Raw genomic sequence first — 13,117 nt, 5'->3', positions numbered from 1 at the left:
TGAGCTATCACATACTGAAACGTGAACGGGATTCGAACCCGCGACACATAGAAATTGTGGGGCGCTTTTTTGGCAAAACTCCCAGAACCTCCAGGCCAGGCTGGACAGTAACGCCCGATACCAAACGGCAAGGCATACCGCAATAGTGCTATACTGAAACACCCAACATGGCCTGCCTGATATTATTCAGACTATGATGGTTTTGTATTCATAGTCGCTTATTTTTTGTTTTAGCGTAACTTTATCTGTATCAAAAGCTACGTAATGTGGCATATAACAATCAGAATATTCAGTGGCTACCTCATGGCCGTTACCACAAAGTTTATTAAGGCCATCCATACCCGAACTTCCGCAACAACCCTGTAAACGCCATCGTTCATTATGGTTTTTTAAATAACCTTCACCCAGGGCCACTACAATTTCATTTTTACCATCGTCAGATGTTATTGCTATCTGCCTTTGTCCTAATGCGTTTTGGCGGTCACCTTTTCTCAGGCTGTTTTCATTAATTTCGGTTAACGGCTCTGTTAAGGTTATACCACAGGTTTTACAGTAAATTTTTATTGTCCTCATTAGTTGGTTCATTTTTATAAGGCAAATATTCAAACTGTACTGCGCAATCATTTTGCGTAGTAAATTTCTTTTTACAAAAAATCGGGTTTTTTAAAGGCGGGTAGCCTTCCCGCAGGCAGGCTACCCACACAACCCATTATATAAGCCCCATCCTCTGCATGTGTTCGCGGTCGCGGCGGTCTATCTCTCCAAAGGGGCTGCCTTTAAAATAGCCTATGTTTGTAAAACCGTTTTCTTCGGTAATAAGCGATTGCTTTTTGGTAACGGCCCCGGTGTACTTGGAACCGTAACTACCTGTGATTTTCTTAGTAGCCGGATCCAGGTCGCCCCACTCAGGGGTTTTGCCGTTGTAAATAGGCTCCACAAAATAGATTATGCCCGTATGCCTTGATTTCATCAGGAAACGCCCTGTTTCATCGGTATTGGTCAAAAATCGTTTTAAAATGTCCTGTCTCATGGTTACATGGTTTTAAAAATTAAACTTCTTTTACATTGTGGAACAGACCTGAATCGAACAGGTACCTCTTGTGCTTCAAACAAGCGTGCAACACCTTGTACACCACCGTTCCGCGTGGTGGAAGTAGCAGGATTCGAACCTGCTCAGCCGTAAGGCAACAGATTTACAGTCTGCCCCAACTCTCCAACTTTGGCGTACTTCCATTTTTTGTCCGGGAAGCATCCCGATAGCTATCGGGAGCACCTGCGATCTCCTGCTCCCAAAGCAGGCAAACAACCTCCGTTATCTTCCCGGTTGCATTATTTTTGGGTGTCTTCGGGGCTCGAACCCTGTTCTTCAGAACCACAATCTGAGGTTTTACCACATAAACTAAAGACACCATTTGCAGGAGCATTTTGTACACTCCCGAATTTGTACAGGAAGGGTCCCGATAGCTATCGGGACGAACTCCCAGAATACTGATCCTAAGTCAGCCGCGTATACCGTTCCGCCATTCCTGCTGGTTGCCCCCGCATGATACGGAGGACTTTTTCAAACTAAATTCTCATTCACAAACTATTGCGGCTCATACGGGAATCGAACCCGTTTCTCCCCAGAGACAGTGGGGAAGGTTAGCCGGTACCCCAATGAGCCTTATCAATCTTTTGTACAGGAAGGGAGATTCGAACTCCCAAAATACTGATCCTAAATCAGCCGCGTATACCGTTCCGCCATTCCTGCTGGTTGCCTCCGCATGATACGGAGGACTTTTTCAAACTAAATTCTCATTCACAAACTATTGCGGCTCATACGGGATTATTCACGGCTTTCTATTGTTTGCAATAGGAGTTCATGAATGCTCCGCATTTCGAACCCGTTTCTCCCCAGAGACAGTGGGGAAGATTAGCCGGTACCCCAATGAGCCTTGTTCCTTTCTACAGAACGATGCGATTCTAACAGGACTTGAACCTGTAACCTACGGATTAACAGTCCGCCGCTCTGCCAATTGAGCTATAGAATCAGAAATGTATGGGCATAAAAAAAGCACCCGGTTACAGGTGCTTCTATTACATGGTATGGAAATACGGCTATCCCATACTGTGTGTATACACCTGTTTTATATGCCCGAAATAATCCGGGTTTAGTAGGCTGTGCCCGTCGTGGCCCGGCCTGTTGTTGTTATATATGTTGCTGAATAGAAGCATGGTTATTTCTTTTTATTTGTTGTGATGCCGTGTGGGCATCGTTTCATTTTCCGGGGCAAAGATAAAGTGGAAAAAAATTAACTTCCAAATTTATTTTTGAATTATTTTACTGATTATCAATTAGTTAATCTAATTTTTAAAGCATAGAAAAGCCTGTCCGCAGTAGTGCAGATTATTGCTTTTGTATCAAATGACTGTCTCTCACCGGATTACTTTCCAATTTTATATTTCGATATTCAGGTTAATCATTAAACATTTTTCGCTTTATTTTTTTACTATTTTTTGATATTGGTTTGTATTACTCGTTTTTGCATGGGTTTAAAACAAAAAAAGCGCCCTGATTTCACCAGGACGCTTTGTTGTATATTTGTTTGTAACTATAGTTTACACCTATAAATCCATACAATACATGCCGCATCCGTAGCGCACAGCCGGAACATATCCGTCTTTGCGGTCTGAATTTTGCCCAAAAGGCAGGCTTGTATGTATGTTATTATTTGTCATTTCGGGTGCAAATGTAAATAATTATTCCAATTTAACAAGCTATCCTTTACGTATCAATATATATCCCAAAGGTTTTCCCGGCCTAAACTACTGCGTCTTACTGTCGCGCAGGGAGGATTTGAACCTCCGTCTTTGGGAATTTTTTTAATCCTCACGGCTGCCATCGTCAGCCATACGCACCATTTTCGGGGTGAATTTTGCCACAACATCTACCAGCTCCTGCTGCGATGCCATAACCATGTTGATGTCCTTATAAGCCATAGGCGCTTCATCAAGGCCTGCACCTATAAGGGTTACGCCATGGTCTTTCAGTATGGACTTCATATCGTTTTTGGTAATGTTCTTAATGGCCTGTGTACGGCTCATCTGCCTTCCCGCACCATGCGATGCCGAGTTAAGTGCATTGGCCTCGCCCTTACCCCTCACAAGGAAACCGGGTGCCGTCATGCTACCGGGAATAATACCCATAACGCCCTCTGCCGCAGGTGTGGCACCTTTTCGGTGCACAATTACTTCTTCGCCGTTATGCATTTCTTTCCAGGCAAAGTTGTGGTGGTTTTCCACTTTGGCCAGTACCGTAGCACCCAATGCACGCTCCATCTTGTTATGAATAATCTCGTGGCACGCCGATGCATAATCGCCCGCAAGGTTCATGGCTATCCAGTATTCCTGGCCCAGCCCTGAATTTAAATCCAGGTAGGCAAGGTTACGCGCCACCTCAGGCAGCTTGCACACATCTTTAGCCAGCTTGGTATAATGCCCTGCAATGGTAGCACCAAAACCACGCGAACCCGAGTGCGTAAGCAACGCCACGTATTTACCTTTAGGGATGTTTAGCACTGCATCGTCTTTTTCAAACTCCATAATACCGAACTCTACAAAGTGGTTACCACCACCCGACGTACCCAGCTGCGACCAGGCCTTGTCTTTCAGGTTCTTTATAAACGGGTTGGTATCAAAGCCTGTATCCTGTAAAACCACGTGGTCTGACTTATACTGGCCGGTAAAACCGTGGCCTGCGCCAAATTTAGAATGTGCCACCAACTCCCTTTTAAACTTATGTTCGTTCTCGTAATAAAAATCTTCAGGGATATCGTAAACCGACAGCGCCATTCGGCAACCTATATCTACACCCACACCGTACGGGATAATTGCGTTTTTAGTAGCCAGCACACCGCCTATGGGCAGGCCGTAACCCTGGTGGGCATCGGGCATAAGGGCACCGGCAACCGTTACCGGAAGCTTCATGGCTACCTCCATCTGCTTCATGGCGCCTTCCTCTATATGGCCGGCTCCGTACACAGAGTAGGCATCCGGGGTTTCATTCAGCGCGATAAAGTCTTCCTGCTTTTCGTTGGCTTTTTCTATCATTGCCACAGCCAGCTTGCTAAATACCTTATCGTCAATATAGTTTTCGGGCGCTTCAAGGATGGCAGTGTAGTGCTGCATCATCTGCTCACGGTTAAACCCGTTTCGGCCACGGTTTATTTTTAATGCGATTCCTAAAATCGAACCTTCGGTATAGCCCAGTGCTATAAGGTCGTTTCCGTTGATTGGTGTACTCATAATGTCTTGCTTTATTTTGATGGTACAAAGATGCAAACCCAACTACGCAATGATTTTGCGTAGTAAAAAATAATTTTTAAATTGGCATTGTTTTACACTTTTGCCTTATCCCTTTTGCCTAATAACTCACCAAGATGTCACAGAATAAAAACGCTCTCATCCGTTACAAAACCATAGACAAATGCCTGCAAAACCGCTACCGCCAATGGACGCTGGAAGACCTTATGGACGCATGCAGCGAGGCGCTGTTTGAATATGAAGGTAAGGAAAACACCATAAGTAAGCGCACTACCCAACTGGACATACAGCTGATGCGCAGCGAAAAACTGGGCTATAACGCCCCCATTGTAGTGTACGACAAAAAGTATTACCGGTACGATGATGAGGAGTATTCTATTACCGATATACCGCTTACGGAAACCGACATTAATGTACTGACCGAAACTGTAGCCATGCTGAAGCAGTTTAAGGATTTCTCACTTTTTAGTGATGTATCCGATATTTTGCAGCGCCTGGAGGATAAGATATATGCCGAGAAATCGCATACCCGCCCGGTGATTTACCTTGACAAGAACGAAAACCTGAAAGGGTTGCATTTCCTTGATGTGCTGTACCAGGCCATAGTGAAGAAAATCATGGTGATTATTACCTATAAATCGTTTAAATCTGCGGTAGAAAACCGGTTTGTATTTGTGCCCTTTGTGTTGAAGGAGTTCAACAACCGTTGGTTCATGGTGGGTAAAAAGCAGGGCCACAGGACTGTGAGCAACCTGGCGCTGGACAGGATCATCAGCGTGGATTTTGATTTCAGCCTGCCGTTCCCTGAAGAAGATTTTGATGCCGAACGCTATTATAAAGATGTGATAGGCGTTACGGTAAACGAGGGTTTAAGGGCTGAGAAAATCAAACTCTGGGTTGATGCCACCAATGCACCTTATGTAATAACCAAGCCCTTCCACGCCTCGCAGGTACTGGAGCAGGAAAACGAAGACGGCAGTATTATCATTACCGTAAAAGTGATTATAAACTATGAGTTCGAAAGGCTGATACTGGGCTTTGGCAACGGTATTAATGTGCTGGCGCCCCATTATTTCAGGCGGCGTATAAAGTCCAGGATTGAAGCGGCGTTAGTGCATTACACACCGCAAGATTCTCCGAAGGCCTAAACTAATGGTTGTCATCTTCATAAAACGTTTTAGTGAATTATGTTAAAATAAATCATACTACAGCACGCCAAAACGAGTTATATACATATTCTGCACGGATATGGACAACAGTAACCTTATAAAAAAACTGAAACGCGGCGACCAAAAAGCCTACAAAGAGGTGTATATGGCCTACTTTGACAGGCTGGTACAGGTAGCCCGGAAGTTTGATTTTAAATTCCTTACGCCCGAAGACCTGGTACAGGAAACCTTCCTGCACCTGTACAAACAGCGTGAGCTTTTAAAAGAAGAGGTACTTTTTGACAAGCAGCTTTTTGTTATCTGCAAAAACATCATCATCAACCACATTAACAGGGAAAATAAGGTAATACCGCTGGACCCGCGTAAATTTTCACTACAGGAAGACGAGGAAGACACCTACCCTGCCCTGCTTGATGAGCAGCGACAAAAGCTTACCCACCTGCTGGAACAGTTGCCGGAGCAGCAGCGTAAAATATTTACCCTGCACAAGCTGGACAACTATTCGTACCAGGAAATAGCCGAAATTACTAAGCTTTCGGAGAAAACCATAGCCAACCACATTTACCTCGCTAATAAATTTATCAAAAAAAGTTAGCCTTCCATTAGGAACTTTTTTCCGGCCGTTTGTTATACCCTAAAATCAGGAACTAAAATGGGGCTGGAAATCTTTAAAACAAATATCGCTACACAACAGCAGGCCGAATACCTGTTGCTGCTGCTACGCCATCGCATATCAGACGCGGTAATTTATTTCCGTCCCCAGGGGGCGGCACATATCTGCCATATCCGGACGAACCGGGATATTGCAGATATAGCCTCCGCCCTATTTATCAAAGAAGGTTTTGATTGCCAAAAACTATAATACTTTTCATTATGGACGAAAAAGACATAGAAAAAAGAATGCAGGAAGCCTGGAACGGCCACGCCCCGCAAAAACCGCAACAAGATAAGGAAGCGCTATGGCAGGAGTTTGCCGCAGAGGCATTCCCTGTACAGCAAAAGCGTTACAAAAAATGGCTGTACCCTGCGGTGGCTGCCGTACTGGTACTGTCGTTATCCATAAGCGCATTCATTTACATAAGCAATTCACAGCCTGCTGCGGGTACTTTGGCATATACCATAATAGAAAACCCGTCGGAAGCAATTAAGGTAGTTACCCTGCCCGACAGTTCGGTAGTGGAACTGGAGCCTGAAGCCGTAATCCGCTACGGTGAAAACTTTGCCTCCAACAGGAAAATAAAGCTTACGGGCAAGGCATTTTTCAGTGTGCATAAAGACAAGCTGCATCCTTTTAAGGTACAGTGCGGCGAAACCACCACAACCGTGCTGGGTACATGCTTTACCGTAGACGGCGCTACCGAAAACACGGTACAGGTTAACCTGTACGAAGGCCGTGTGCAAATGAATGTTAACGGCAATAACAGCAACTGGATACTGGCCCCGGGTGAACAGTTTGTGTACCGTAACCGTAACGTATCGGTAGAGGCGTTTAACCGTTTCAGGGATTTTGATAATACCGAGGTAAGCGTGGTATTGGTTTACATAAAAGCCACGTATGGCTACACGGTGCAAATGCCGGAAGGCTACCCGGAAATGAAGATTACACTTAGAATAAATAAAAAGGAAAAACTGCAAAACGTAGTGGGCGTTATAGCCCAGATGTATGACTTAAACCCCACAATTGATGAGAAACAAAAAAAAGTGACCCTGCAATAAAATGCAAAAGGATGCCATAGCCGCTAAACTAAACATCCTTTGCAGTGTAAAAGAGCCAAAAAAACCCTTTAACCTATTATCAAAAGTACAAAAATTTATGAAGCATATATTTTCAGCATGCTTTTTACTGTTCAGTTTCAGCGTATTTTCGCAGCAGTTATCCCTTACCATCGCAAAAGGCGCTTCCTTAAAGGAAATATTCGGGCTGATAGAGCAGCAAACCGAATATAAGTTTGCCTTTACAGACCAGATAGACCTGGGCCAGAAATACACCGGCGAAAACATCAGCCTTAAAGGTGCAGGCATACAGCAGGTGGTTGCAGCACTTGCCAAAGACCTGCCGCTGAAATTTGCCATAGTGGGTAATAACATCACCGTAAAACGCACCGCTGAAGCGCAACAGGCACAAAAGCAGGAAAGCCACACGCTTTCGGGTACAATATCAGACGGTACGCAGCAGCCGCTTCCGGGGGTATCCATCCACATACTGGAAACAAATGCCTGGAGCAGTACCGATGGTAACGGCAAATTTTCACTGCGCCTGCCTGAAGGCAACTATACTGTGGAAATGACGTACATAGGCTACCAGAAATGGACACAAAAGGTAAGCCTTACCAAGAATACCGCGCTTACTGTAGGCATGAAAGACGATACCCAGACACTACAGGAAATAGTAATAACCGACAACAAAAAGGCCGTGGACACCCGCAAGCCGCAGATGAGCGTAAACAGCCTTACTACACAGGAAATTAAGCAGATACCGGTAGCAATGGGCGAACCCGACCTGCTGAAATCGTTAATGACACTGCCGGGGGTAACTAATTCGGGCGAACTCTCATCAGGTATTAACGTACGCGGCGGCGCGGCAGACCAAAACCTTGTACTGCTGGACAATACCCCTATTTACAGCGATTCGCACATGTTCGGTTTCTTCTCGGTTTTTAATGCCGATGCCGTAAAGAGCCTTGACCTGTACAAAGGCGGCGTGCCTTCGAGATTTGGTGGCAGGGTATCTTCCATCCTTGATGTGCACCAGCAAACCGGCCGTGCCGACAGCCTTAAAGTAAACGGCGGTATCGGGCTTATATCGAGCAAACTGTTGGTGGAAGGCCCTGTGCAGCGCGACAAAAGTTCGTTTATGCTGGCCGGGCGCACCTCCTATGCGCACCTGTTCCTGAAGCTGGCAAACAACAATAACTCCGCCATGTTTTATGATGTGAATGCCCGCTTTAACCAAAAGCTGAGCGAGAATAACAGCATACATTTCTCGGGTTACCTGGGCAGGGATTCTTTTGACATTGGTAACAACTTTGCCAGCGCTTATGGTAATACCATGGCCAACCTGAACTGGAAGCACACCTTTTCAGACAAGCTAAATACCTCGTTACTGGTATACTATAGTGATTATATGTTTAAGCTGAGCATTGATTCCGAAAGCCTGGATGTAGACAGCGGTGTGCAAAGCCTTGGCATAAAGTACGACTGGCAGCACAAGGTAGGCGAAAAGTTTAAGCTTAACTATGGTGCCGATGCTGCTTACTACGATTTTAACCCCGGCACACTAACGCCACTGGGAAGCGACTCGCAGTTTAACTACCAGCAATTTGCAAAGAAATATGCGGTAGAACCGTCGGCATACCTGGACATTGAGCAGGAAATTACCAAAGACCTGAACCTGCGCTATGGTGTGCGCTACAGCATGTTCTACCGCTTCGGTTCAGAAAAGATAAACATCTATGCCGATAATAACCCGGTGGTGTACAACCCTACGTTCGGTATTTATGAAGAAGCCGACCCTATAGGTACCAGGGACTACGGCAGGGGCGATAAAATCATCAGCTTTAACAACCTGGAGCCAAGGGCAGCGCTTTCGTATTCCTTAAACGACGATAACTCCTTTAAGGCCAGCTACAATCGTATGGCGCAGTACCTGCACATTATTACCAATACGCAGTCTCCCCTGCCCATGAACATCTGGACGCCCAGCGGGCCGTACATAAAGCCGCAGCTGCTGGACCAGTATGCCATAGGGTACTTCAGGAACTTTAAAAACAAGGAGTACTCACTGGAAACGGAAGCCTTCTACAAAAACATTAAAAACCGTGTGGACTATATAGACGGTGCCGACATCTTTGGCAATGAAAACCTGGAAAGCGTATTGCTAAACGGCAAGTCGCGCTCGTACGGGCTTGAAGTACTGTTCCGTAAGAACACCGGGGCACTAACCGGCTGGGTTTCGTACACGCTGTCAAGGGCGGAGCAGAAAACCGTGGGCCGTACCCCCGAAGAACCGGGCATAGCCAATGGCAACTGGTACCTTTCGCCTTATGATAAACTGCACAACCTTAACGTAACCGGAAATTATGAGTACAACCCGAAATGGTCGTTCAGTGCCAACTTTACCCTGCAATCAGGCAGGCCGGTTACCTACCCTAACGGCTATTTTGATTTTGGCGGCATACAGGTCCCCAACTATGCCGACCGCAACCAGGACAGGCTGCCCGCATACCATCACCTGGATATAGCAGCTACCTATACCCCTAAGCCCGAAAAGAAAAAGGGCTGGCAAAGCCAGTGGGTGTTCAGCATATACAATGTGTATGCCCGCCGCAATGCCGCTTCCATACAGTTTGGCACTAACGAAGATACCGGGAATAACGAGGCCGTGCGCCTTTCCATATTCGGCATATTGCCAAGTGTATCGTATAACTTTAAATTTTAAGCCCTATGAAAAAGCATATAAAAAACAGGATTTTCGTTTGCATGGTACTGGTCGTTTGCCTCGGATTTTTTTCGTGTGAAGACGTAGTGCATGTAGACCTTAGCACCGGTGAGGCCAAATTAGTTATAGATGCCGAAATACTGTGGCAAAAAGGCACAGACGGTTCGGTGCAAACCATAAAAATAAGCCGTATGGCAGGCTATTACGACCCTGAAACGCCTAAGGTATCGGGTGCAGAAGTGTATGTGCTGAACAGCGACGGCACGCAATTCATTTTCCCGGAAACAGCGCCGGGTGTGTATACCTGTACCGATTTTGTGCCGGTGCTTAACGGCACCTATACCCTGCACGTAGCTGTAGACGGCGTAGTGTATACCGCCACCGAAACACTAACGCCGGTAACGGAGATAAATACCATAGAATATTCGGATAACGGAGGGTTTACCAGCGACGAACCCGAGGTAGCCATCTACTTTAACGACCCGGCCGTTGAAACCAATTATTACCTTATCGATTTTGTAAGCCCCGCGCTGGCGTACCCTTCTTACGAGCTTACCGATGACGAGCTGAGGGACGGCAACAACATTAAAGCCGATTTCTCTCATAAGGATCTTAAATCAGGTGATACAGTGAAAATCACCCTACGTGGAGTATCGCACCAGTTTTACAACTACATGGGCCTTATACTGGATGCAGCCGATTCTAACCCGTTTTCTACACCGCCCGCTAACATAAAGGGCAACATCCTTAACCAGGATAACAGCGGCAATGCGGCACTGGGCTACTTCAGGCTGTGCGAATCCGATTACAGGGAATATACCCTTGAATAACGCAGTTGGTTGGTTTTATATATGCTGAATGGGGCTGCCTGTAGTTCAGGCAACCCCATTCTATTATATTACGTTACGGTTTATTTCAGTTCAAACCCCGCTTCCTGCACTTTATCTGAAGAAGTACCCACGAACACTTTAAACGTGCCCGGCTCTACAAGGTACTGGCCTTCATTATTGTAGAAGCCCAACTCCTTATCGGTCAGGGTGAAAGTTACGGTTTTGCTTTCGCCCTTTTTAAGGTTGATAAGCTCAAAGCCTTTCAGTTCCTTAACCGGTCGTGCAAGGCTGCCCACTTCATCACGTATGTACAGCTGCACTACCTCTTTCCCGTCGTAGTTGCCTGTATTTTTAACGGTTACGCTTACTTTTACAGGTTCGCCTTTGGTATAAACAGCTTTATCAAGTGCTACCTTTCCGTATTCAAAAGTAGTATAGCTAAGCCCGTGCCCAAACGGGTACAACGGGGTTTTCTCAACATCGCTGTAGTGCGACCAAAATACGTTGTTATCAGCATTGGTAGGCCTTCCGGTATTTAGCAGGCTGTAGTAAATAGGCACCTGGCCCACATTCCTCGGGAAGGTCATTGGCAACTTACCACTTGGGTTATAATCGCCATAAAGCACTTGGGCTACAGCATTACCGGTCTCAGTACCAAGGTGCCATGCCTCTACAATAGCAGGGATGTGCGCATCGGCCCACGGAATGCTAAGCGGGCGGCCATTGTTCAGTACCAGTACTACATTCTTGTTCACTTTATAGATTTCCTCAAGCAATTCCTGCTGTAAGCCCGGCAGGTCAATATTGGTACGGCTGCGGCCCTCACCACTGCTAAAACCGTGTTCGCCCAGTACCATAACCACTACATCGGCATCTTTAGCGGCTTTTTTAGCAGCTTCAAAACCACTGCGGTCGGTAGTGTTGTACACAATTTCATCAAGGAAGGTGGTTTTGCCTACGGTAAGGTCGGCTCCCTTTTCATAAGTAAGCGTATTACCTTTGTATTGCTGCATGCCTTCCAAAACAGATACCGCTGTATTGTCCTGAGAAGCAATACGCCAGCTACCGAGCGGGCTGTTTTTATCAGCTGCAAGCGAACCTATTACGGTTATCTTTTGCCCTGACTTTTTCAGCGGAAGCAGGTTGTTTTCGTTCTTTAATAGCACTATAGATTTCTTAGCCATGTCCAGTACCGATTCATGGTTTGCTTTGCTACCGATAACCTCTTTTTCACGCTTTTCGTCGCAATAGCGGTATGGGTCGTCAAACAAACCAAGTTCAAACTTCACACGTAGTATGCGGCGCACGGCATCGTCTATCAGTTTAACGTCTACCTTACCCTCCTGAACCAACTTAACCAGTTCATATACATACAGGTGGCTTTCCATATCCATATCGGCACCGGCTACGACTGCCTTCTGGCTGGCATCGGCACCGTCTTTGGCATGGCCCCATTTAATCATTTCGCGTATGGATGCCCAGTCGGTTATAACAAAACCGTCAAAGCCCCACTTACCTTTCAGTATATCCCTTTGCAGGAAGCTACTGCCCGTGGCAGGCACACCGTTCAGTACATTAAACGAGTTCATAAACGTACGTACACCGGCATTTTTAGCAGCCTCAAACGGTGGTAGTACCGAATTGTATAACGTTGAATTACTTATGTCTACAGTGTTGTAGTCGCGGCCTGCTTCGGCAAAGCCATACGCAGCAAAGTGCTTGGCACAGGCGGCAATGGTATTCGGTTTAGCAAGGTCGGCACGGGTATCACCCTGAAAGCCTTTAACGCGTGCTTCAGCTACTTTAGAACCAAGAAACGGGTCTTCGCCTGCACCTTCCATAACACGTCCCCAGCGGGCATCGCGGCTGATGTCTACCATAGGCCCGAACGTCCAGTTTATACCCGATGCAGAAGCTTCAGACGCAGCCGTTTCAGCCGACTTGCGTATGGCCTGCATGTCCCAGCTTGCGGCTTCCGCCAATGGGATAGGGGACAGGGTTTTGTACCCGTGTATCACGTCAAAACCAATGATAAGTGGTATGCCCAGTCGGGTTTCCTCCACGGCTATTTTTTGTACGGCATGCACCTGGTCTACGCCGCGAACGGTAAGCATAGAGCCTACCCAGCCTTTGCGCAAATGCTCGTATTTTATGGCAGCGTTACCCTCTTTAGGGGCCGGGCCGGTTACTTCCCAAAAGCCGTTGTACTGGTTCATCTGGCCTACCTTTTCCTCAAGGGTCATTTTGGCCAAAAGCTGTTCTATACGTTGTTCTGTGTCCTGTGTTTGTTCCATTTTCTTCTTTTTTTGCGCCTGTGCCGTACCTGCAGCCAGCAGCGCCAATAGTATCAGGGTTTGTGTTTTTTTCATGGTAAGGTT

At 46.3% G+C, this 13,117-nt stretch carries 10 protein-coding genes and 5 tRNA genes; 6 read left to right on the top strand and 9 right to left on the bottom strand.

The window, feature by feature from the left end; all coding sequences use genetic code 11:
* Window positions 1–186 precede the first annotated feature (186 nt).
* The 8 genes from ACZIX4_RS04040 to ACZIX4_RS04005 form a co-directional block, all read right to left on the bottom strand.
* On the bottom strand, window positions 187–573 hold the full coding sequence (locus tag ACZIX4_RS04040; RefSeq protein WP_463334325.1) for a hypothetical protein: 387 nt from the start codon (window positions 571–573) through the stop codon (window positions 187–189).
* 136 nt (window positions 574–709) lie between these two features.
* On the bottom strand, window positions 710–1,030 hold the full coding sequence (locus tag ACZIX4_RS04035; protein ID WP_463334324.1) for a hypothetical protein: 321 nt from the start codon (window positions 1,028–1,030) through the stop codon (window positions 710–712).
* A 38-nt stretch (window positions 1,031–1,068) separates the two neighbouring features.
* Window positions 1,069–1,142, bottom strand: a tRNA-Phe gene (locus ACZIX4_RS04030).
* A gap of 3 nt (window positions 1,143–1,145) precedes the next feature.
* Window positions 1,146–1,232, bottom strand: a tRNA-Tyr gene (locus ACZIX4_RS04025).
* A gap of 359 nt (window positions 1,233–1,591) precedes the next feature.
* Window positions 1,592–1,663 (bottom strand) — tRNA-Asp (locus tag ACZIX4_RS04020).
* 14 nt (window positions 1,664–1,677) lie between these two features.
* Window positions 1,678–1,750 (bottom strand) — tRNA-Leu (locus tag ACZIX4_RS04015).
* 207 nt (window positions 1,751–1,957) lie between these two features.
* A tRNA-Asn gene (locus tag ACZIX4_RS04010) sits at window positions 1,958–2,030 on the bottom strand.
* An 832-nt stretch (window positions 2,031–2,862) separates the two neighbouring features.
* The gene (locus ACZIX4_RS04005) at window positions 2,863–4,284 is read right to left on the bottom strand and encodes an RtcB family protein (RefSeq protein WP_463334323.1); all 1,422 of its coding nucleotides are present in this window, start codon (window positions 4,282–4,284) and stop codon (window positions 2,863–2,865) included.
* Between the two features lie 134 nt (window positions 4,285–4,418).
* Here ACZIX4_RS04005 and ACZIX4_RS04000 point away from each other — a divergent pair, with 134 nt between their 5' ends.
* The 6 genes from ACZIX4_RS04000 (at window position 4,419) to ACZIX4_RS03975 (ending at window position 10,739) form a co-directional block, all read left to right on the top strand.
* Entirely contained in the window at window positions 4,419–5,450 is a 1,032-nt protein-coding gene (locus ACZIX4_RS04000; RefSeq protein WP_463334322.1) for a helix-turn-helix transcriptional regulator, read from the top strand.
* 100 nt (window positions 5,451–5,550) lie between these two features.
* The gene (locus ACZIX4_RS03995; protein WP_463334321.1) at window positions 5,551–6,066 is read left to right on the top strand and encodes an RNA polymerase sigma factor; all 516 of its coding nucleotides are present in this window, start codon (window positions 5,551–5,553) and stop codon (window positions 6,064–6,066) included.
* Window positions 6,067–6,123: 57 nt separating this feature from the next.
* Entirely contained in the window at window positions 6,124–6,333 is a 210-nt protein-coding gene (locus ACZIX4_RS03990) for a hypothetical protein (protein ID WP_463334320.1), read from the top strand.
* An 11-nt stretch (window positions 6,334–6,344) separates the two neighbouring features.
* On the top strand, window positions 6,345–7,187 hold the full coding sequence (locus tag ACZIX4_RS03985; RefSeq protein WP_463334319.1) for a FecR family protein: 843 nt from the start codon (window positions 6,345–6,347) through the stop codon (window positions 7,185–7,187).
* Between the two features lie 97 nt (window positions 7,188–7,284).
* The gene (locus ACZIX4_RS03980; RefSeq protein ID WP_463334318.1) at window positions 7,285–9,909 is read left to right on the top strand and encodes a TonB-dependent receptor; all 2,625 of its coding nucleotides are present in this window, start codon (window positions 7,285–7,287) and stop codon (window positions 9,907–9,909) included.
* A 5-nt stretch (window positions 9,910–9,914) separates the two neighbouring features.
* On the top strand, window positions 9,915–10,739 hold the full coding sequence (locus ACZIX4_RS03975; protein ID WP_463334317.1) for a DUF4249 domain-containing protein: 825 nt from the start codon (window positions 9,915–9,917) through the stop codon (window positions 10,737–10,739).
* An 80-nt stretch (window positions 10,740–10,819) separates the two neighbouring features.
* On the opposite strand, the gene bglX is transcribed toward ACZIX4_RS03975, so the two are convergent.
* Complete coding sequence (gene bglX / locus ACZIX4_RS03970) at window positions 10,820–13,108, bottom strand: beta-glucosidase BglX (protein WP_463334316.1); 2,289 nt, start codon at window positions 13,106–13,108, stop codon at window positions 10,820–10,822.
* Window positions 13,109–13,117 lie beyond the last annotated feature (9 nt).

Source organism: Flavobacterium niveum (genome assembly GCF_055231775.1).
Note: the sequence above shows the minus strand (reverse complement) of the source record. Positions and strands in the feature narration are given on the sequence as shown.